The sequence below is a fragment of the Jatrophihabitans telluris genome (assembly GCF_023516435.1).
GTDB classification, from domain to species: Bacteria; Actinomycetota; Actinomycetes; order Mycobacteriales; family Jatrophihabitantaceae; genus Jatrophihabitans_A; species Jatrophihabitans_A telluris.
This window is the reverse complement of record NZ_CP097332.1, coordinates 2,420,683-2,442,084: the sequence shown is the minus strand read 5'-3', so window position 1 is coordinate 2,442,084 and position 21,402 is coordinate 2,420,683. Positions and strand designations below refer to the sequence as shown.

Below are 21,402 nucleotides of genomic sequence, written 5' to 3'. Positions count from 1 at the left end.
CCGCGCTGACCGCTCAGGTGAGGCGGCCGTCGACGAGGCGCACGGTGCGGTCGCAGCGGGAGGAGATGTCGGGATCATGCGTGGCGAGCACGACCAAGCCCCCGGACCTCGCGACATCGAGCACGAGTCCGACCACGATGGCCTTCCATTCGTGGTCCAGTTCGGCGGTGAGCTCGTCCGCGAACAACACCGTCGGCTCGATCACCAGCGCCCGCGCGATCGCCACCCGCTGTTGCTGACCACCGGACAGTTCCTCGACCAAGTGGTCGGCCACCGGCCGCAGTCCGACCGCGTCCAGCGCCGCATCGGCGCGCCGCCGGACCTCCCGCCGAGTCAGGCCGGGTTCGCCGGTCATGGCTTGGAGCGCGGCCTCGACGTTCTCTGCGGCGGTCAACACGCTCACCAGCCCGTAGCCCTGCAGGACCAAACCAACCCGAATGCCGTCGGCCACCGCGGTGACACTGCCCGCATCGGGACGCTCCAGGCCGGCCAGTAGCGCGAGCAGGCTCGACTTGCCGCTGCCCGACGGCCCGACGACCGCCACTGCCTCCGCTGCCCGCAACGTCAGCGTGATCCCGTCCAGCACGGCTCGTCCGCCCCGCACATAGCCCAGCTCCGAGGCAGCCGACACCACCGGGGACAAGCTCGCCTGCTCCTGCTCCGGATCCGGTGCGGCGTGCCGTCCGGGGCTCATCGCCGGCCCGCATGCCAGCTAAGTCCGTCGTCGACGACCCGGCCCTCGGACAGGGTGATCCGGCGGTGAGTCGCATCGGCGACCACCGGGTCGTGCGTCACGGTGACGATGGTGGTTCCGAACTCCGTGGCGATCCGGCCGAACACCTGGACCGCGCGGTCGCGGTTGGCCGAATCGAGCTGGCTGGTGGGTTCGTCGGCCAGCAGCAGCCCGGGACCCCGGCTCATCGCCACCGCGATGGACAGCCGCTGCTGCTCACCCCCGGACAGTGAGGCCACCCGCTGCCCGGCGAGCTCGGTGAGATCGAGTTGACGGAGCAGGGTGTGCGAATCTTCCAGCCGGCCGCGTTCGCTCCTTCTGGTCGAACGCCGGGCAAAGGCGATGTTGTCCTCCGCTGTCCCGTACGGCAGCAACGTCCGGCTCGGGTTCTGCAGCACGATGCCGATCTCGCGCCCCCGCAACCGCAGCAATTCCCGCTCGGACATGCCCGACAGCTCCTCCTCGCCGACCCAGATCTGCCCGCTGCTCGGTCGGCGCAGGCCGGCGAGCAGGGCCGTCAGCGTCGATTTGCCTGATCCGGACGGCCCGAACAACGACACGCTCTCGCCCCCGGCGATCCTGATCGAGACGTCGGTGAGGGCGTGGACGTCCTCGCCGTCCACCGAGTAGGTCCGGCCCACGTTCAGGCACCGGACCTCGATCCCGGCCCGCGGGCCGGCGACGGTCGTCATTCCGCCTCCCGCAGCCGGGCCGCCACCGCTTGCCGCACGACCGCGCGTGAGGCGAGGACGGAGGTCAGAACGAGCACCACAAGGAACCCGGCCACGAACACCACGGTCGCCGGCCACTGCGGTGAGTAGTTCAGGGTGATCGAGGTTCGGTCGGCGAACTCGGGAATGCTCGGCATGGCCAGGTTGGCGGCCAGCAACCCCGCCGGGACGCCCAGCACGGCGGCGGCGCCGAGCACCATCAGCAGCTCCAGGACGCTGGCTCGGCGGAGGGTGGGCCGGTCGAAGCCGATGACCCGCAACGCCGCCAGCTCGTAGCTTCGGCGACGGCTGCTGGCACTGACCGAGATCGCCGTGCCCCCCGCGGCCAGGGCCGTTCCCGCGACCGCGCACACGAGCAGGAGCAGCAGTGCCAACGCCGGCCCCTGGCGGCCCAGTTCGCGGACCCGCGCCGAAACCGTCCGCACGTTCTGTACGTGCAGGCCGGCCGCCTCCAGGCGCGCTACCGCATCCGGGGGTGCGTGGGGGCCCAGCCAGACCTGCCAGCTCGCTTCGGTGGTGAATCCCGGTAGCTCGGTCTGCAGGCTTCGCACGTCGAGCACGACCCCGTTGTCCCCGACCGCGGGCAGCGTCGAGACGAAGCGCACCACCGAATAGGGCGCGCCCGCACCGTTGATGTCGATCAGTTGCAGCGGCGGCCGGTTCTGGTTGACGACGGCCCGTCTGGTGGCCACGGCGGGAATGGGCGTGGGCGCGAAGGCATAGACGATGCCGCCGTAGCCGCCGTCGGCGTTGGTGAAGCGATCCTGGATTCCGTCCGCGCCGACGCTTACCTGATCGGTGGCATGACCCTCCGGCCGCGCCGCGCGCCAGGCCTCGGCAACGCCCAGCCCGAGGCCGAGCGGTTGCCACCCCGAGCCCTGAGCGACGTCGATACCGGTCAGCGAGATCAGTCCGGACTCAGCTGTTGTCGCCAGGATGGGCCGGTCCCAGGTCAGCCCGAGCAGTGTGCACCCGCCGAGGCAGTCCACCGCGACGGTGAGCGTCTGCGAACCCGGGCCGATCGTGGCCGCGCGCACGTTGTAGAACTGCTGGCTCGGCGTGCGCAGATTGACCTGGAGGTCCGGCCTGCGGTCTCCGGTCAGGTTCTGGGCGGTGAGGTGGATCCGCAGCCGGTCGGTGGTGAGCTTGATCGGGGGGACCGGGGCGGCGCCGAGCAGCCGGCGAAGATCGGCCAGCGACGCGCCCCCTGGCGCCGGATAGCCGATCGCGTCCAGTCGTCCCGAGTCGACGCCGAGGACCGTACCGACGACGGAGTCACCGCCATCGGGCAGCCAGGTTGCCGCCGCCGCCGCCCACCGTCCGTCCGGATCGACGCGACCCACGGCCGCGACCGGATCGATGGCAGCGTCGAACTGCACACGGGCGACCGAAGCCGCGCCGAGTTCGGCTCGTGCCCGGCTGCTGCGGTTGTTGCTGGCGACCGACTCACCGGCGACCGCGAACGTGGCCAGACCAACCGCCACCGCCAGCAGCGCCGCCAGGCGGAGCCCCACCGGACGGCGGGCCACCTGCCGGCTGGCCAGGAACAGGCCCAACTGCCGCGAAGCGCGGGTGTGACGGGCCAGCAGCCGGCAGACCAGCGGGAGCAGACGCACCCCGAGCAGGCCGATCGCCGCGACCAGTAGTCCGGGGCCGAGCAGCGGCGCGGTGTCCGAGTCGTCGGCCGGTCCGGAGCGGGCCCGAAGCCAGACCACTCCGGCCAGGGCGGCCGCGGCGACCAGGACGTCCAGCAGCACCGCCCAGCGCCCGGCCCCGGGAGAGCGATTGGTTCGCCGCCACTGATCGAGGACCGGGCGGGTCAGGGTGCGGTAGCTGGCCAGCGCCGCGGCGGCCAGGCCGCCCGCGAAGGCGATTGCGGCCGTGGCCAGCGCGACGGGCGGCAACACGACGGGCACCCCGGGCACCAGCACCGCGTGTGCGAAGCCATGGGCAAGAGCCAGCGCCGCGACGACCCCGATCGGCAACGCCAGCGCCAGCAGGACGACGGGCTCGCCCAACCCGAAGCGGGTGGTCTGCCACGGAGAGAAGCCACGCAGCTTGGCGATGGCGATGTCGTTGCCGCGGGCCTCGATGGCGTCCGAGACGACCTGGAACAGGACCAACCACGCCAGTAGCGCCAGTTGCAGCGTGACGAGCAAGGTGCTGACCTCGGCGAGGTGACGCTCGGTTGCGGCGGCATCGAGGACCGCCGGCAGACCGCTGTCGGCGATCAGGTCTGACCGGTGCCCTTCGACATAGCCGGCGATGAGGGCACGTTCGGTCCCCGCGGTCGCCAGACGCACCGCGCTGTCCTCCAGCGGATAGTCGAAGTCGGCCTCGGCGGTCGTCGGTGAGCCGATCGCCAGGAAGGTCTGCTGGGTGACCAGAAGCGCGTCGATGGTGTCCGGATTGTCGCCGCCGCCGGAGCCGGGGGCGAAATACGGAGCGGCGAACCAGTACGGGTCGTCGATGTTGCGTGGGCGGTACACGCCGACCACATGAAGGTGCGGCGGCTCCGGCGCCGTGTCGGCGTCGGGCCTGGCCGGACTCAGCTGGACAGTGCTGCCCACGTTGAAGCCGTACTGGTCCGAGGCGGCCGTCCGCTCCGCTGACATCGTTTCGCCGGCTGCCTGCGGGCACCGCCCGCGAACGACGATCAGGTGTGCGCAGGCCCCGTCGCGCCACACCAGCCGGGTCCGGACGAATTCCTTGCCGTCGCTGGCCTGAGCGCCCTCGCCGGTGATGGCCAAACCGGCGATCTGCCGGTCATAGCCGCGCAGCTCACGTGGTTTCGGGGCGGTGGCCGCCAGTCGGTCGTAGGCTCCCGGGCTGCCGATGTCGAGCATTGCGTGAACGTGCAGTCCCGAATCGGCGCCGGCCTGGGACAGGTGGTCCTGCAGGATGGATTCCCCCGCGGCCCGGGCGTAGAGGGGACCCAGCGCGGCTGCCGTCGTCGTGACCATCGCGACGGCCAGCACCGCCGCACTCAGACCACGGCGCCACCACAACGCGTGCAGGGCCAGCCGACCTGGGCGGGACCCGGGGCGCGGTCCCGTGTTCGTCTGCCGCCACCCCACGCGCGCCCCCAGATCACCCGTTCCCGGTGTCGGACCCTACCGCGCATATCGGCCGTATCGTCGCTCATTTTCCTCGGCCCCGCCCTCCGTTGAGGTTGCCCTTGTTGCGAGGCTGTCGGCGTTGAGGTTGCCCTTGTTGCGGGGGTGTCGGCGTTGAGGTTGCCCTTGTTGCGGGGGTGTCGGCGTTGAGGTTGCCCTTGTTGCGGGGGTGTCGGCGTTGAGGTTGCCCTTGTTGCGGGGGGGTCGGCGTTGAGGTTGCCCTTGTTGCGGGGCTGTCGGCGTTGAGGTTGCCCTTGTTGCGGGGCTGTCGGCGCCGGATGGGGGACAATGGACGGCGAGATGGATTCGTCGACCCCAGCTACCAATGGCGCACCCCTGGTGCCTCGAGCCGGCCCGGCAGCCCCCGCCGACCGGCAGTTGGTCGCGCGCGCTGTACTGGACGCCGCACGCCGGTCCGCGGGGCCGCCGCCCGCGTCGGCTCCGAGCCCGGAACCAACCGCCATCGGCGCATTCTTCAAACCCCGTTGGCTCGCGCTGCACCTCGCCGTGGTCTTGGGCGCCCTCACCATGGTGCTGCTGGGGCGATGGCAGCTCGACGTGTCCAATGCCAAGCACTTCGCTTGGCAGAACTTCGGCTACGCCCTGCAGTGGTGGTGTTTCACCGCGTTCCTGATCTTCTTCTGGGGCCGGGTCGTGCGCGATGCGCGCAAGCCGCCGCCGCCTGATGAAACGCAACAGATCGCTGTCGACTCCTCAGGGGTGCACCGGGTAGGCGCGGGCTTCACGGGGCCGGCCGACCTGATTGTGTGGGATGGCAGCGTCGGGAGCGAGCCGTCCCTGTACCGGGGCTACATCGCGCCGGACAGTTCGAGCGCCCCCGCCCGGACCGAGGACGACGAGTACCGGGCTGCGTACAACGACTACCTATGGCGGCTGTCATTGGCCGACCAGTCCGATCACTCCGACCCCGCGGTAGGCGGTCTCGACCGACCTGCCCTGGAACCCGACCCCACCGACCGTTGACGTTGCCCTTGTTGCGCGCCTTGATGTGTTGAGGTTGCCCTTGTTGCGCGCCTTGATGTGTTGAGGTTGCCCTTGTTGCGCCTCCGACCGGACCCGGTCCAAAGCCCTGCCCCGGCAACGAGGGCAACCTCTACGGGACGTTGGCTGCAACGAGGGCAACCTCAACGGGACGTTGGCTGCAACGAGGGCAACCTCAACGGGACGTTGGCTGCAACGAGGGCAACCTCAACGGGACGTCGGCTGCAACGAGGGCAACCTCAACGGGACGTCGGCTGCAACGAGGGCAACCTCAACGGGACGTTGGCTGCAACGAGGGCAACCTCAACGGGACGTCGGCAGCAACGAGGGCAACCTCAACGGGACTGCCGACGCAACGAGGGCAACCTCAACGGAAATGGTTAGACGAACTGAGCGGCGCCTTGGTTGGCCAGCGCGTCGGCCCGCTCATTGCCGACGTCCCCGGCGTGGCCCTTGACCCAGTGCCATTCGACGTCGTGTCGTTGGGTGGCGACGTCGAGTTGCTGCCATAGATCGGCGTTCTTCACCGGCTGCTTGGCCGAAGTCACCCAGCCGCGCGTCTTCCAGCTGTGGATCCAGGTGGTGATTCCCTGCCGGACGTATTGGCTGTCGGTGAACAGGTCCACCGCGCAGGGCCGTTTCAACGCATTCAGCGCCTCGATCACCGCGGTGAGTTCCATCCGATTGTTCGTGGTCAGAGGCTCCCCGCCGAACAGCTCACGCTCGTGGTCGCCACTGCGCAGCCAGGCGCCCCAGCCTCCCGGGCCGGGATTTCCCTTGCAGGCTCCGTCGGTGTAGATCACCACGCGTTCGGTCACGGCAGCCGAGGCTACCGGGGAAGCAGCGACGCGGTGACCACCGACCGGCCGCAGCATCCGCCGCAGCATCCGCCGCAGCATCCGCCGCAGCATCCGCCGCGTCAGTCCGGAGTAGTCGCCCCGGCCGCCTTGAGCTTGCGCCAGCCGCCGGCTCGGTTGTTGGCCGCAATCTGTCGCAGCATCGTCTGCAGAGCCGCACCGTTGATCGAGTCACCCTGTCGATAGGAGATTGTCCGGGCCGTCACGTTGTCGTGGCCGGCCGTGATGATGCCGTCAGGGTCAGGCACGATCGCGCCGTCGTAGAGGAACAGGTTCACGTGGTCCTTCGCGGCCAGGAACGCGCAGACATTGCCGGCGAGTACGAAGTAGGGCTGGACCGAGCGCTTGATCGTCTCGGTGATTTCCGGGTCCGCCTCGTGGATCAGCTCCCGCAGCCTGGTGAACACATCCTGCTGCCATACCGGCAGCGCCTCCAGGTACGCATCGACCCTGTCGTCGCGATTGTCGGCTCCGGTCATGCCATCACCCTAAACCGGCCGCACAGCGTCGAGCTGGACGGAAAATCCAATCTGGACGTACCATCCAATGGTGACATCCCCTGACGGTCGTGCCGTCGTCGACCAGCTGGCCCGGGCGGCGGTGGCACTGTTCTATCCCCACGTCGAAGCGGTGCTGCACGACACCGAGCACGACCGGATCATCGCCATCTGGAATCCCCAGTCAGGTCGCGAGGTCGGCGAGGCTTCGCTGCTGGACGCAGCCCTATTGGGTCGGCTCGAACCCGGTCAGGTGCTTGGTCCCTATGAGCAGGTCGGCCGGGACGGACGGAGCTACTCCGCGGTGAGCATGCCGCTTCGCGGCACCTCCTGGTTGCTCTGCCTCAACTTCGACCGGACGACCCTCCTCGACGCCGGAGCCGTGTTGGCTGCGTTCGCCGCGCCGAGCATGCATGCGCCGGAGGCGCTGTTCGCGCGCGACTGGCGGGCCGAGATCAATCAGACGGTGCGTGATTGGTGCCTGGGCCGGAACCGGCCTCGTGAGCAACTCAACCGTGCCGAACGGATCGACCTGCTCGCCGAGCTCGACGGGAGGGGGCTCTTCGACACGCGCAACGCTGCCGAGCATGCCGCGGGGGCGCTGGCGATCTCGCGAGCAAGCGTGTACTCGCTGCTGCGGCAAGCACGGCAAGCACGGCAAGCACGGCAAGAGCAAGGGCCGCCGAACACCGCATCACCCTCGAAACCGAAAGGCTCGCGTCGTGGCAGGACTACCTGACTTCAAGCTGGAAACCTATTTCTCCCGCTGGGAGTTCGCCGCCCGCCACAACCTCACCGCCTCGGATCTGCAGACAACCACCGTCAGCGATCTGCTGGCCATGGCCGAGCCCGACGAGCGTGCCGACTGGGAACGCCTCGATCTCGGCTACGTCGAGACCTTCGGCTCACCCGCGCTTCGCGAAGCGATCGCGCAGACGTACGAGAACGTCCAGGCGGCCGACGTCCTGTCGTTCACCGGAGCGCAGGAGGGGATCTTCTGGACGCTGACCGCCCTGCTGGACAAGGGTGATCATGCCGTCGTCGTCCTGCCCGGATACCAGTCCGTCGAGACGGTGGCCGCTTCCCGCGCCGAGGTCACGGGTGTCCTGCTCGATGAACACGACAACTGGCGGCTTGACGTCGAGGCGGTAGCCGCGGCGCTGCGTCCGAACACCACCGTGGTGGCGGTGAACTTTCCCAACAACCCGACCGGCGCGGTCGCCGATCAGAACACCTGGCGGGCGCTGGTGGAACTGGTGCGCGGCCGTGGCATCTACCTGTTCAGCGACGAGGTCTACAGGGGCGTGGAGCTCGACCCGGCCCGCACGCTGGCGCAGGCCGCTGATCTGTACGAGCGCGCGATCTCGCTCAACGTGATGTCGAAGGCATATGGCCTGCCTGGCCTGCGCATCGGATGGATCGCGTGCCGCGACCGTGGGTTGCTCTCGCGGGTCGAACGACTCAAGCACTACGGCTCCATCTGCAACGCCGGCCCCAGCGAGGTGCTGGCCCGTATCGCACTCAAGGCCGCTCCTACCATTCTGGCCCGGGGTCGCGCGCTGCTCACGCAGAATGCCCAGCTGTTCGGTGAGTTCTTCGCCAGGCACGACAGCCTCTTCCGCTGGGAACCGCCCGCCGGTGGTTGTGTGTGCTTCCCGCGTTACCTCGGTCCCGGCTCGGTGGATGAGTTCTGCCTCAGTGCCGTGGAGAGATCCGGTGTGCTCCTGTTGCCGGGCAGTGTGTACGCCTCCGCGCTGGGCCCGGTTCCGACCGAGCGTTTTCGGGTCGGCATCGGGCGGGCCGGAGCGGAGCAAGCCCTGCGCGCACTGGACGATCATCTGAACGCAATTTCATAAGGCTGTTATCCGAGTACATCTGGAATCGAAGAATCCCCTTATCCGACCGCGTAAAGCCCGCGCGAAGCCGTTTGTCGTAAAGATCACCTATCCGCTACACATGTGGTGTCGGCGTTGAGTGAGGGGTCGTTTTATGTCTCGGACGAGGTCGCGGTCACTGGCGGCGGTGCCACTGTCGGGGTCCGGGCACAGGCCGGGGGCGGTGCTGTCGGATTCCTTTCTGAAGCGGTTGTTCAGGCTCATCCTCAGCGTCGTGCTGGTCAGTACCTCGGTCCTGGTGGGGGCCGCGGTGGCGGGGACCAATCCGGCCGGCGCCGCCCAGATCACTCCGTTGGGCGTCACGTACGAGGACGTCATGTACGGCGACTTTCTCGAGGTCGGCAACGGCAACCTACGCTGTCCGGCCGCCGGTGAGACGGGTTATGTCAGCGCGGCCGACTCCGCAAATTGCGTCGCCGGGCAAGCCAGAACGCTGAACTCGCAGAACAACAACTACTACATGACCTACGGCGATGTGGATTCCGACCCCGCGACGGTGAACTCCTCCCGCGCCACCGTGACGATTCCGCCGGGGGCAACCGTGCAGGCGGCCCAGCTGGACTGGGGCGGCACGACGGGCAAGGTCGGCAGCAACGGAGCCGTCACCGCGAACGGATGCACGGCCGGTGCACCCGTGACGCTGCCCGCTCGCGACCCGGGTTCGAAGGCCACCGCGGTCCGTTTCACCGTGGGCGGCCAGGCGGCCGTCAGCGTCGCACCCGCTGCCTTGACCGTCACGACGGGCGCCGGTCTGGGTACCAATGACCCCCAGTACTTCTCGGCGCGCGCCGACGTCACCGCCCAGTTCACCGGTGTGGACACCGGTACTCCCTTGACGGTCACCACGGCCGATATCCCTGCTGCGCAGGGCAAAAACTGTTCGGGCGGCTGGTCGCTGTACGTCGCGTATTCCTACCCGACCCGCAACGCGACCTTCGCCCCTTCGCTGCGGCGGGTGTGGTTTTACGACGGACAGGTCGTGCAGCGCGCCAACGAGGCCGCCACCACCGTCACGGTCAACGGTTTCAAGGCGACCGCGCCGCGCGCCCACGTCGGCGTCACCGCCTACGAAGGCGATTACGGCATCACCGGCGATGACTTCCTGATCAACGGGACCAAGGTCGCGGAGCCCCTGTCCGGCGCCACCGGCAACTTCTTCGTCTCCAACGCCGACCGCAACTCCAACCGCAACGCCACCGGCGGCGGCACACCGGACGTGCCCAACAACATGAGCGTCGACGCCAAGGATTTCAACTCCACGCTGATCCCGGCCGGATCCACCTCGGCCACCCTCGGGTTCGTCACCGCCGGAGACGGCTATGTCGTACAGGGCGTGGCGCTGTCGCTGCCCGTGCCCGAGCTCAAGATCGTCAAGACCGTGTCCAGCGACGGGACCAGTCCAGGCTCCAGTTCGGTCACGGTGCACCCGGGCGCACCGCTCACCTGGACCATCGAGGTCACCAACAACAGCGGCGCGGACGCGCGCAACGTTGTGGTCAGCGATCCACAGCTGGCCGGCACGACGTGCGCGAACCGGTCACTGGGAACCGTCCCCAGCATCGACGACGCGCCGGCGAACTACGTGAAGATCACCTGTACGAGTTCGGCGGGAACCGCCAACCTCACCAACCTCGCAACCGTGACCGGTACCAGCGAGACGGGTGAGGCACTCACCGACAGCTCCACCGCATCGGTGATCGTCCTCAACCCGGCGCTCAGCATCACCAAGAAGACCGACGCCGCGGCCTATCACGCCGGAGATACGGTCACCTTCACGATCACCGTCACCAACACCGGTGACGCCGCGCTGCACGCGATCGCGGTGACCGATCCCAAGTCCGCGTCCTGTGCGTCGTCTGCGGGCACGCCGACCTCCCTCGTACCCGGTGCATCTTTCAGCTATACGTGCACCGCGACCGCGCCGCTCGCCGGTGACGCGAACACCGCCACCGTCAGCGGCGTCGATGCACTCGGCCGGTCGGTCAGTGACTCGGCCACGGCGCCCGTTCCCCTGATCCATCCGGCCATCACGATCGCCAAGACGCGCACTTCGGCGGCCGTCGTGCACGCCGGAGACCCCGTGAGCTGGCGGCTCGTGGTCACCAACACCGGTGACGTCGGCCTGCACGACGTCAGCGTCAACGACCCGACCGCCAGCGGCTGCAGCACCGTCGTCGGAACCTTGGCCGCCGGCGCAGCGGCAGCTCCGATCACCTGCACCAGCACGGCGAGCACCGCCAGCGCCACCAACACGGCTCAGGTCACCGGCACCGATCCTGTCGGCGGCACCGTGACCGATACCGACAGTGCGACGGTCACCGTGGTCACCCCCGCCTTGACCATCACGAAGGCAGCGTCACCCGCTGCGGTCCACGCCGGAGACACCGTCACGTTCACGATCGTGGTGACCAATGTCGGCGACGTGAATCTGCACGATGTCGCGGTCACCGACCCTCAGTACCCGCAATGCGCCCAGACACTGACCGGTATCGCCGTCGGCCAGGACGTCACCCTCAGCTGTTCGGCCGTGGCTGGCGCAGCGAGTTTCACCAACACCGTCACCGCTTCTGGTACGGACGACATCGGCGGCGTGGTCAGCGACAGCGCGCAGGCCGCGGTAACCGTGCTGAACCCGGCGGTCACCATTGCCAAGACGGCCGATGCGTCGGCCTATCACCAGGGCGACACGGTCACCTTCACCATCAGGGTGACCAACACCGGAGACACCGCCCTGTCGCAGGTGAGCGTGAGCGATCCCACGACCGCCTCGTGTGCGAATGTGCTGCCCGCGCCGACGAAACTGGCCGCGGGGGCGTCGTTCGACTACACCTGCACCGCCACGGCGCCGCTAGCAGGTGACGCGAACACCGCGACCGTGAACGCCACCGACGCACTGGGCCGCACGGTCAGCGCCAGTGCCACCGTGGCGGTGCCGGTCATCCATCCGGGCATCGAGCTGACCAAGACGGCGACGTCCGGGACGCTGGCTCACGTCGGTGACACCATCACCTGGCAGGTGGCTGTCCACAACACCGGCGACGTGGCCTTGCACAACGTCATCGTGAGCGACGCCACGGCACCGGGGTGCGCCGTGTTGTTGGTCGACCTCGCCCCGGGTGCCACCGCGGACCCGATCGCCTGCACCAGCATCGCGGGCGCCGACGTCACCAACACGGCCACCGTGTCCGGCACGGACCCCCTCGGCGGCACGGTATCGGGCAGCGGTTCGGCCACGGTTGACGTGATCACCCCATCGATCGAGCTGACCAAGACCGCGACACCGACTGTGGTCCACCCTGGCGATCCGGTCACCTTCACGATCATCGTGCACAACACCGGTGACGCCGCACTGCATGCCGTCACGATCACCGACCCCGCGTTTCCCCAGTGTTCGCAAGCTCTCGACGACCTGGCCGCCGGGCAGACCGTGCCCCTGTCATGCACGGTGACGGCCGGTCAGCAGGACTTCAGCAACACCGCGACCGTGTCCGGCACCGATCCGCTCGGCCAGGTGGTAGACGCCTCCGGCCAGGCCGCGGTGACGGTCATCCACCCATCGATCACGGTCGTCAAGACCGCACCCACGCTGCCGATCGTGGCCGGCGACCAGGTCGGTTTCACGCTCGTGGTCACCAACAGCGGGGATGTTCCGTTGACCGATGTCTCCGTCGACGATCCGACCGCGACGTGCGCCACGACGACGATCGGCTCGCTGGCGCCGGGGGAAGCAAGCGCACCCATCGCCTGCGTCGCCACGATGACGGCGACCGACCTGAGCAACACGGCAACGGCTAGCGGCACCGACCCGCTCGGAAGCGGCACGACCGGTTCCGGAACCGCCGTCGCGCCGGCGGCCCACCCCGCGGTCACGCTCACCAAGGCCGCCGACGCGCCGAGTTACCTTGTCGGAGCGACGATCACGTTCACGCTGACGGCGAGTAACACCGGTGACGTGGCACTGTCCGGCGTGAGCGCGAGCGACCCGTCTCTGCCGGCCTGTGACCGGACGATCGGTGCGCTGGCCGTCGGCCAGGTGGTCACCTGGACTTGCACCGCGCCCGCGGTGTTGCCCGCGGTCACGAACACTGCCTCGATCACGGGCATCCCGGCCGTGCAGAACCCCTCGCAACACCCGGTAGGCGACACCGCGACCGTGACCGTCCCGGTCAACTCGGTCGTCGTCAACCCGCCGGGCGGCGGTGGCGGTGGTGGCACCACCAACCCGCCGGGAGGCGGGACCACCAATCCTCCCGGCGGTGGCACCACCAATCCGCCGAGTGGCACCACCAACCCGCCGTCGAGCGTGACGAACCCGCCGTCGTTGGCTGATACCGGCGCCGCTGTCGGGCCGCCAGTCACGGCCGCGGTACTGCTCATCGGCGCCGGTGCCGTCCTGCTTGGATGCGCTGTGCCGTTCGGTCGTCGCCGGCGTAGCGGACAAGATCAGGGCTGAGCGAACGCGGGCTGACGAAACGCGCGCTGACGAAACGCGGGGGTCAGATCAGCTGCTGGCGGCGCATGAGGACCAGGGCGAACCAGCCCGGTACCGCCGGCAGCCAGACGGCCACTACGCGATTGAGTAACACGGCGGCGACCGCGACCGGAAGCGCAACCCCGGTGGCGACCAGACCGGCGGTCATCGTCGCCTCGACTGCGCCGACACCGCCGGGTGTCGGGACAAGCGATCCGGCGCTTGCCCCGGCCAGGTAGATCATGATCAGCGAAAGGTAGGATGCCGAGCCGCCCACCGCGCTCAGGCAGAAGGCGAACGCGAGCACGTGCGTCGTGGTCAGCCCGGCAGCGGCAGCCACGCCCCCGGCAACGGTCAACGGGCGACGCCGGGCATGGGCGCCCAGGTCGCGGACGCTCTGGCTCACGGCGATGACTGCCGCGCGCAGGCGCTCAATCGTGCGCAGCGCCAGCCAGACGACGCCGACGAGCATGACCAGCCCGAGTGCCGCCCACCAGACCGTCGAGGACGCGGGCAGGTTCACGCCGCTGCCGGAGGCCGCCCCCAGGGCGGCCACGCCCACCGTCGTGACCAGGAGTTGGGCACTCTGGGCGGCGGCGACCGTGGCGACCGCGTCCAGCGGAGCAGCCCCGCTGCGGGTCAGGAACCGGGTCGCGATCGCGGGAGTGCTCACTGCGGACGGTGCGACCAATCGCAGCCCACTGACGGCCAGCTGCGCCGCGATCGTGGCCGGCCAGCGCAACCGCAGCGAGCTGAACGCGGCCAGGTTGTAGGCGGCCAAGCATAGGGAGGCGGCGATGAAGGCGACGGCCAGCAACGCGTGCCCCCACCGCAAGTGGGACAGCACCGATCCCAGGTCCGCGCTGCGCAGTTGATAAATCATCATCGCGACGGCCGCGACGAGCGCGAGCACTCCGATCCCGTTCGCCGCCCGGCTGAGCCGACGCGACATCCGCTGCGCACCCGGTCGCGAAGCGGGCGCAGCGCTCGGTCGGACCGACGTGCCGGCGGCCGCGTCGACGCCCGCGCGGCGGCTGAGCTCGTGCCACTCCGCCTCGCCGACCGCAACCGGAGCGGCTTCGCGATCGGTGTCCAGCAACATCGTCATGGATTGATCCTCGGTCGCGTGGGCGTCGGTGTCTGTGGGGGATCGCCCCCAAACAAGGTGGGGTTAACCCCACCTTTGATACCGGTGATCCCGGACCCGTCCCCAGGGTGCTTCTAGAGTGGGAGCGTGCTGAGATCGCTCCTGTCGGGGCTCAACGACCGCCCGAGCGAGCGCCTTCGCCAGCCGCAGCCGTTGCTCAAGACGCGCGTGCGGTCGGGTCGCGGGGCGATGGAGCAACCCAACGTCACCTCTGACGGCGACGCCGCGCTCACCGTCCGGTTCTGGATCGCCCTGGTCCTCACCGGCGTCGTGACCGGCTTGGTCGGAGCGGGTCTGATGGCGCTGCTGTTCCACGTCGAGCACGCGGCCTTCGGCCCCGGCCGTGCCGGCAACGAGTCCGGGGTGCTGGCGTCCTCGGCTACCCGGCGCCTGGAATCCCTTGTCGTGGCCGGCTGCTTCGGCGCTACCGCCTGGTATCTGCTGCGCCGGTTCACCCCCGGCCGATCGTCCGAGATCGACGACGTCGTCTGGCGCGGCACGGGCTCGCTGTCGGTACGCAGGTCCGTGGGCACCGCCCTGATCTCCGAGATCGTCATCGGGCTGGGTGCTTCCCTGGGCCGCGAGGCCGCCCCGAAGCTGCTGGGCGGAGTGTCCGGAGGTGTCCTGGGCCGGCGCCTGGGTCTGAGCGCGGCCCAGCGCCGTTTGTTGATCGCCTGCGGCGGCGGCGCGGGGCTCGCCTGCGTCTACAACGTGCCTCTCGGCGGGGCGTTCTTCACCGCCGAGATCCTGCTGGGCTCGGTCTCGATAGCGACGATGCTGCCGGCCCTGGCGTGCTGCTCGGTCGCCAGCGTGACCGCCTGGATCTATCTGCCCGCCCAGCCCACGTACTCCGCCGTCCCGGAATATCGCCTGACCGCGGCGCTGCTGGCCTGGACCGTGCTCGCCGGGCCGCTCATCGGTGTCGGTGCGGCGGCCTACATCCGCCTCATCGGCTGGCTCTCGTTCCATCGGCCCACCGGATGGGGCAGCCTTGCCGCCCCCATCGTTGCGTTCACCGCTCTCGGCTTGGTCGGACTGCGTTACCCGCAACTGTTCGGCAACGGAAAGGACATGGCTCACGGCGTGCTGCTAGGGCTGGGCAGCGTCGGACTACTGCTGACGCTGGCCGTCCTCAAACCCGCGGTCACCGCACTGTGCCTGGCCAGTGGCGCGTCGGGAGGCCTGTTCACCCCGGTGATGAGTACCGGCGCGGTGCTGGGTGGCGGTCTGGGACTGCTCTGGGACCGCGTCTGGCCAGGTGCTCCGGTCGGCGCGTACGCCATGGTCGGGGCGGCAGCGGCAATCGGTTGCGCGATGCAGGCGCCGCTGACCGGTCTGGTTCTCGTCCTCGAACTGACCCATAGTGGATTCGCCCTGATGCCGGCGATGGTCACGGCCGTGGTGCTGGCGACCATGGTGGTGCGCTATCTGGACGGCTACTCGATCTACTCCGCTCGGCTGCCGCCGGTCCCCACCTGACGAGCCGGCATCTGACGAGCCGGGGTCTGACGAGCCGGCCTATGACGATCAGGTGCGGGTCAGTGCGATTCGCGCGATACCGCCGACCCGCTCGAGCCGACGAGGAAGTCCAGGTCGGCGCCGGTGTCGGCTTGCTGGACGGAGCGCACGTACAACTCCTCCCAGCCACGGCGGGGACGGGCCAGGGCCTGCACGAGCTCCGGGGACGGCCCGCGTGCCTCCCACTCCGACGGCTCGACCTGCGCTTCCAGCCGCCGCCCGGCCACGTCCAGCAACACCCAGTCGCCGGTTCGGAGCTTGGCCAGCGGACCTCGCGCGGCCGCCTCGGGGGCCACGTGCAGGACCACAGTTCCGTAGGCGGTACCGCTCATCCGTCCGTCGCAGATGCGGACCATGTCTCGGACTCCGGTCGCCAACAGCTTCGAGGGCAACGGCAGGTTGGCGACCTCGGGCATCCCCGGGTAGCCCTTGGGACCACACCCGCGCAGCACCAGCACCGTGTCGGCGTCGACGTCCAGGTCGGGATCGTCGATGCGGGCGCGCAGATCCTCGACGCTGTCGAACACGAGCGCCCGGCCCCGGTGCAGCAGCAGGTGCTCTGATGCCGCGGCAGGTTTGATCAGCGCGCCGTTCGGGGCCAGGTTGCCCGTGAGCACCGCGATGCCCGCGGCGGTCTGCAGCGGGGCCGCAGCTGTCCGGATGACCTCGCGATCCCAGACCTCCGCTCCCGCGAGGTAGGAGGCCAGGGTCCGTCCGGTGACCGTCATGGCTTCGGAATCCAGCCGGTCGCGTACCTCGTTGAGCACGGCCAGGACGCCCCCGGCGCGGTACAGGTCCTCCATCAGGAACCGGCCCGCCGGTTGCAGGTCGACGAGCAACGGCACCTCGGCGCCGATCCGGTCGAAGTCGTCCAGCGTCAACGCAATACCGGCCCGTCCGGCCAGCGCGAGCAGGTGGACGACTGCGTTGGTGGATCCGCCGATCGCGGCCAGCGCCACGATGGCGTTGGCGAACGACGCGCTGCTGAGAATCGTGCTGGGTCGGCGGTCCTCGGCCACCGCATCGACCGCCATCCGGCCCGCCGCGTGCGCGGCTTCCAGCAACCGCGAGTCAGGCGCGGGGATGCCGGCGGTTCCGGGGAGCGTGAAGCCAAGCGCTTCGGCCATCACCGCCATGGTCGAGGCCGTCCCCATCGTGTTGCAGTGACCACGGCTGCGGATCATGGCCGACTCCGAGCCCAGGAACGCCTCCGCGGACAGGGTCCCGGCGCGGACCTCCTCCGACAGCTGCCACACGCCGGTGCCGCAACCGAGCAATTCCCCGCGGAAGCTGCCGTTGAGCATCGGTCCTCCCGGGACCAGCACGACGGGCAGGTCCACGGACGCTGCGGCCATCAACAACGCCGGGATGGTCTTGTCGCAACCGCCGAGCAGCACGGCCCCGTCGATCGGATTGGCTCGCAGCATCTCCTCGATCGCCATCGCGGCCAGGTTTCGCCAGAGCATTGCCGTCGGCCGCACCTGGGTCTCGCCGAGCGACATCACCGGGAGCTCCAGGGGAACGCCGCCCGCGGCCCAGATCCCTTCTTTGACGCTGCGCGCGACTTCACCCAAGTGGGCATTGCACGGCGTGAGGTCGGAGGCGGTGTTGGCGATCGCGATGTGCGGACGCCCGTCGAAGGCATCGGCCGGCAGACCCCGCCGCATCCACGCTCGATGGATGTAGCTGTTGCGGTCGGTCCCTGAGTACCACTCGGCGCTGCGCACCATCCTCGCTCCTCGCTCCCTCGCTGCTCGTCCCCGGTCTGCCCCATGATCCTCGGTCGACGATCGGGGGCCGACCTCGGCAATCGAGGCCGAAACGTCCTCGGCGAGCCAGGTATCTGTCCGGCCACTTGTGGGTATGAACGCGGTGGGCCGGGATCGGCCGGCAATGCAGGGGTACGGCAGGGGTAGCACCAATGACAGGAGTCGACGATCGCGGGTTCGAAGCCCGCCGCCAGGCCTCGGTCCATGCCTACGGCCTCGCCCTGGCCGACCGCCCGGCCGATCCCGACGACGAGCTCAGCAAGTTCGCCTCGCTCGCGCGCCGCTACACCGGCACCGAATTCGCGGCGATCAACGTCATCGACGGTGAGTTCCAGGTCCGCGTGGCGGCCGCGCCGCGCGCACCGGTGTCACTGTCGGCTCGCTCGGCCAGCATCTGTGCTCAGCTCATCTACGGCTCGTCCGACGGCGACGTCTTCGCCACCGGGGACGCCTCACAGCATCCGGACCTTCGCTTCAATCCCTGGGTCACCGGCGAGCTGGGCCGGTTGCGGATGTTCGCCGGTGCCGTCCTGGTCGGCCGTGAGGACGTCCCGCTGGGCACTCTGTGCGTCTGGTCGGACGAACCGTCGTCCGAGGCCGACGCGGCCGCCGCCGCCGACGTGCTGGCCCCGCTGAGCCAGGCCCTGATCTCGTTCCTGGACGCGCGGCGGATGCTCCACGAACTCGACCCTGCCGGCACGCCGTTCGAGGGTTGACTCGCCGGATCACGGCCTACCGGCCTGGCCGGCTGGCCGGTCGGGCGTTGCGTGCCGTTGACCGACGCGCTAGCGGGACAGCTCGCGCAGGCCGAACCGGACTCCCTGGTCGTCGACGCACTCGGACCAGCGGCCGAAGCCGTCGCTGGTCACGATGTCGCCGATCACGCCGCCGCCGAGGTCGCGCACCGTCTCCAAGCTGGCCTCCAGGTCGTCCACGGCGAAGAAGACCTCGAAATGGTTCTCCGAGTCCTTGCCGTGGATGCCGATGCCGAGCGAGCCGGTGTGCACCGAGGCCCCGTCCGACATGTGCTGAGGTTCCCAGCCGAACAGCTGGGAGTAGAAGTGGGTCGCCTTCGCGACATCGTCGACACCGAGTTCGACGTAGGACGGATCTCCGGTCACCGGTTTACCTCCCGAGGTGGCTACGCCTGGGGCAGGGCGTTTCCTCTGTCGGGGATTGTGCCAGCATCACGCGGATTTCGCGCGCAAAGATGTGAATCGATTTTTCGCGGACATGACTCGGCCGGACGCCAGTGGCGTCCGGCCGTGGTCGATCAGTCCGCTTTTCTCAGCTGGCGGGCTCGGTGACGTGCTGCGGCATCAGACCGTGCATCTTGCTCACGCCGTGCTCGGTGACCATCGCGGGCTCGGCCAGACCGCGGCCGACCATCTCGGCGGCGCAGGAACTCACCAATCGTGTGCTGACCCCGAACGAGCGGCTCAGACTGGCCAGGCTCACCGGGCCCTGCTCCGCGCGGCGGGCTCGCAGCAGGGTCAGGATCTCGTCAGACAGCAAGCGGGGCATGGTCGTGCTCCTTCAGTTACATCGGAATCGGAGCACAGAAGACCGTGCCACAGGACAGTCCCGACACCATTCAGTCTCGCACGTCCGGGCCCGGTCCGGGTGACGGCAGAACATCGGTCCCCAGCCGATAGGGTGGTCGCGTGTCCAAAGTGCTGACGAGCCTGCCCATCGGTGAACGAGTCGGAATCGCCTTCTCCGGCGGTCTGGACACGTCGGTGGCGGTGGCGTGGATGCGTTCCAAAGGTGCCGTGCCCTGCACCTACACCGCTGACATCGGTCAGTACGACGAACCCGATCTGGCCTCCGTGCCCGACCGTGCGACCCAGTACGGCGCGGAACTCGCCCGACTCGTGGACTGCCGGGCGGCGCTGGTCGAGGAGGGCTTGGTCGCCCTTCAGTGCGGTGCGTTCCACATCCGCTCCGCCGGGGTGGGCTACTTCAACACCACGCCGCTGGGCCGTGCGGTGACCGGCACGCTGCTGGTGCGGGCGATGCAGGCGGACGGGGTGTCCATCTGGGGTGACGGATCGACGTTCAAGGGCAACGACATCGAGCGGTTCTACCGCTACGGGCTGCTGGCCAATCCGTCGCTGCGGATCTACAAACCGTGGCTGGACACCGACTTCGTCAGCGAACTCGGCGGACGCACCGAGATGTCGCAGTGGCTGCTGGCCAACGGCCTTCCCTACCGCGACTCGGTGGACAAGGCCTACTCGACCGACGCCAACATCTGGGGCGCCACCCATGAGGCCAAGAAGCTGGAGTACCTCGACGCTTCACTGGAACTGGTCGAGCCGATCATGGGGGTTCGGTTCTGGGACCCAGCGGTCGTGATCGAGACCGAGGACGTCACCGTCACATTCGAGCAGGGGCGTCCGGTCGCGCTCAACGGCGTGACCTTCTCCTCGCCGGTGGCCCTGGTGGACGAGGCCAACGCCATCGGCGGACGGCACGGGCTCGGCATGTCCGACCAGATCGAGAACCGCATCATCGAGGCCAAGAGCCGCGGCATCTACGAGGCCCCGGGGATGGCGTTGCTGTTCGCGGCCTACGAACGGTTGCTCAACGCCATTCACAACGAAGACACCATCGCCAGTTACCACGCGGAGGGACGGCGTCTGGGGCGCTTGCTGTACGAGGGCCGCTGGCTCGACCCGCAGTCGCTGATGCTGCGCGAAAGCCTGCAGCGGTGGGTGGGCTCGGCCGTCACCGGATCGGTGACCCTGCGGCTGCGGCGCGGCCAGGACTATTCCATCCTCGACACGCAGGGCCCCCGACTGAGCTATCACCCGGAAAAGCTGTCGATGGAACGCACGGAAGACGCCGCCTTCGGCCCGGTAGACCGCATCGGGCAGCTGACCATGCGCAACCTCGACATCGCCGACTCCCGGTCCAAGCTGGAGCTTTACGCGGCACAGGGTCAGCTCGGCGGCGAGCTGAGCCTGGTCGGCGAACTCGAACCCGGGGGTGCGGCGGCGATCGCCGCGGCGGCGTCCCCTTCGGCGTCGTCGGCCGACGGCGACTCCGAAGAGGCCCTGGACCGCGCGGCCATGGAGTCCGGCACCGACTGATGCCGTTCGGGCCTCGGCTCGAGCGCGGACCGGCCGGCTGGCCACCGGGGGTGTGGCCGTACCCGCACCGCCGGTTGGGTACGGTCGAGGGAACGCGATCAACGATCAGGGAGGCCGGCATGAGCAAGACCACCAAGTCCGACGTACTGGAAAGTGCGAGCGAGACGGCCTCGCACGCGGCCGATTCGGTCAAGGCCGGCGCGGCTGCGGTGGCCGATGCGGTCGAGCATGGCGCCGCCGTGGCGATGCAGCGCGGTCGTCGGGCGCGCAAGGCCGCGGAGAAGTCGGCACGCAAGGCTGCCAAGCGGACCAACGACCAGGCCCACGCCAACGCGATCAAGGCGCAGAAGAAAGCCGTCGAGGCTCAGAAATCGGCCTACGCCGCAGCCAAGAAGGCCCGCAAGCGGGGCGACGACCTGTCGGCGGAGATCGCCGCGGCGGTCCGCGACCGCACGCCGGTCGGCATCCAGACGAAGTCCCAGCGCAGCAAGAAGAAGCTCGTCGCGCTGGTGGTCCTGGCGTCCGGGGCTGTCGTGGCGGTGCGTTCGAAGCTGAAGGGCTGACCGTCTCG

At 69.2% G+C, this 21,402-nt stretch carries 17 protein-coding genes; 8 read left to right on the top strand and 9 right to left on the bottom strand.

All coding sequences use genetic code 11. From position 1 onward, the window contains the following. Window positions 1-13 precede the first annotated feature (13 nt). The 3 genes from M6D93_RS11395 to M6D93_RS11385 are packed head-to-tail and all read right to left on the bottom strand — an operon-like array spanning window position 14 to window position 4,541. Window positions 14-694 (bottom strand): ABC transporter ATP-binding protein, encoded by a 681-nt coding sequence (locus M6D93_RS11395; protein WP_249769315.1) that lies wholly within the window; start codon window positions 692-694, stop codon window positions 14-16. Beyond that, window positions 691-1,425 (bottom strand): ABC transporter ATP-binding protein, encoded by a 735-nt coding sequence (locus tag M6D93_RS11390; protein ID WP_249769314.1) that lies wholly within the window; start codon window positions 1,423-1,425, stop codon window positions 691-693. Before M6D93_RS11390 ends, M6D93_RS11395 begins: the two co-directional genes overlap by 4 nt. Further along, window positions 1,422-4,541, bottom strand: coding sequence for an FtsX-like permease family protein (locus tag M6D93_RS11385; RefSeq protein WP_249769313.1), 3,120 nt, complete (start codon window positions 4,539-4,541; stop codon window positions 1,422-1,424). The genes M6D93_RS11390 and M6D93_RS11385 overlap by 4 nt, the downstream gene beginning before the upstream one ends. 339 nt (window positions 4,542-4,880) lie before the next feature. Between M6D93_RS11385 and M6D93_RS11380 the strand changes: the two genes are divergently transcribed. Beyond that, complete coding sequence (locus M6D93_RS11380; protein WP_249769312.1) at window positions 4,881-5,564, top strand: hypothetical protein; 684 nt, start codon at window positions 4,881-4,883, stop codon at window positions 5,562-5,564. 398 nt (window positions 5,565-5,962) lie between these two features. Here the strand turns inward: M6D93_RS11380 and rnhA are convergent, their stop codons facing one another. Together rnhA and M6D93_RS11370 are read right to left on the bottom strand one after the other, a co-directional pair. After that, window positions 5,963-6,400 carry a ribonuclease HI gene (gene rnhA / locus M6D93_RS11375; protein ID WP_249769311.1) on the bottom strand — a complete coding sequence of 146 codons (438 nt, stop codon included), beginning with the start codon at window positions 6,398-6,400 and terminating at the stop codon, window positions 5,963-5,965. Between the two features lie 101 nt (window positions 6,401-6,501). Further along, window positions 6,502-6,918: a DUF1801 domain-containing protein gene (locus M6D93_RS11370; RefSeq protein ID WP_249769310.1), complete on the bottom strand. Its 417-nt coding sequence runs from the start codon at window positions 6,916-6,918 to the stop codon at window positions 6,502-6,504. A gap of 70 nt (window positions 6,919-6,988) precedes the next feature. Between M6D93_RS11370 and M6D93_RS11365 the strand changes: the two genes are divergently transcribed. From M6D93_RS11365 to M6D93_RS11355, 3 genes are all read left to right on the top strand, one after another. Then, on the top strand, window positions 6,989-7,675 hold the full coding sequence (locus tag M6D93_RS11365) for a helix-turn-helix domain-containing protein (RefSeq protein WP_249769309.1): 687 nt from the start codon (window positions 6,989-6,991) through the stop codon (window positions 7,673-7,675). After that, entirely contained in the window at window positions 7,659-8,792 is a 1,134-nt protein-coding gene (locus M6D93_RS11360) for an aminotransferase class I/II-fold pyridoxal phosphate-dependent enzyme (RefSeq protein ID WP_249769308.1), read from the top strand. The genes M6D93_RS11365 and M6D93_RS11360 overlap by 17 nt, the downstream gene beginning before the upstream one ends. A 202-nt stretch (window positions 8,793-8,994) precedes the next feature. Beyond that, the gene (locus M6D93_RS11355) at window positions 8,995-13,284 is read left to right on the top strand and encodes a beta strand repeat-containing protein (protein ID WP_249769307.1); all 4,290 of its coding nucleotides are present in this window, start codon (window positions 8,995-8,997) and stop codon (window positions 13,282-13,284) included. Between the two features lie 43 nt (window positions 13,285-13,327). On the opposite strand, the gene M6D93_RS11350 is transcribed toward M6D93_RS11355, so the two are convergent. Beyond that, entirely contained in the window at window positions 13,328-14,410 is a 1,083-nt protein-coding gene (locus tag M6D93_RS11350) for a lysylphosphatidylglycerol synthase transmembrane domain-containing protein (protein WP_249769306.1), read from the bottom strand. A 126-nt stretch (window positions 14,411-14,536) separates the two neighbouring features. Here M6D93_RS11350 and M6D93_RS11345 point away from each other — a divergent pair, with 126 nt between their 5' ends. Beyond that, a complete protein-coding gene (locus M6D93_RS11345) occupies window positions 14,537-15,928 on the top strand; it encodes a chloride channel protein (RefSeq protein WP_249769305.1) in 1,392 nt (463 codons plus the stop codon). 59 nt (window positions 15,929-15,987) lie between these two features. Here M6D93_RS11345 and M6D93_RS11340 read toward each other — a convergent pair whose 3' ends face one another. Then, the gene (locus M6D93_RS11340; RefSeq protein WP_249769304.1) at window positions 15,988-17,697 is read right to left on the bottom strand and encodes a dihydroxy-acid dehydratase; all 1,710 of its coding nucleotides are present in this window, start codon (window positions 17,695-17,697) and stop codon (window positions 15,988-15,990) included. A 191-nt stretch (window positions 17,698-17,888) separates the two neighbouring features. Here M6D93_RS11340 and M6D93_RS11335 point away from each other — a divergent pair, with 191 nt between their 5' ends. Next, window positions 17,889-18,452, top strand: a complete 564-nt coding sequence (locus tag M6D93_RS11335) for a hypothetical protein (protein ID WP_249769303.1) — start codon at window positions 17,889-17,891, stop codon at window positions 18,450-18,452. A 69-nt stretch (window positions 18,453-18,521) separates the two neighbouring features. Here M6D93_RS11335 and M6D93_RS11330 read toward each other — a convergent pair whose 3' ends face one another. Together M6D93_RS11330 and M6D93_RS11325 are read right to left on the bottom strand one after the other, a co-directional pair. Further along, the gene (locus M6D93_RS11330) at window positions 18,522-18,857 is read right to left on the bottom strand and encodes a VOC family protein (protein WP_249769302.1); all 336 of its coding nucleotides are present in this window, start codon (window positions 18,855-18,857) and stop codon (window positions 18,522-18,524) included. 166 nt (window positions 18,858-19,023) lie between these two features. Continuing rightward, window positions 19,024-19,260, bottom strand: coding sequence for a hypothetical protein (locus tag M6D93_RS11325; protein WP_249769301.1), 237 nt, complete (start codon window positions 19,258-19,260; stop codon window positions 19,024-19,026). Between the two features lie 140 nt (window positions 19,261-19,400). Here M6D93_RS11325 and argG point away from each other — a divergent pair, with 140 nt between their 5' ends. Together argG and M6D93_RS11315 are read left to right on the top strand one after the other, a co-directional pair. Next, window positions 19,401-20,831, top strand: coding sequence for an argininosuccinate synthase (gene argG, locus M6D93_RS11320; RefSeq protein ID WP_249769299.1), 1,431 nt, complete (start codon window positions 19,401-19,403; stop codon window positions 20,829-20,831). Between the two features lie 119 nt (window positions 20,832-20,950). Beyond that, on the top strand, window positions 20,951-21,394 hold the full coding sequence (locus M6D93_RS11315; protein WP_249769297.1) for a hypothetical protein: 444 nt from the start codon (window positions 20,951-20,953) through the stop codon (window positions 21,392-21,394). Window positions 21,395-21,402: the final 8 nt, after the last annotated feature.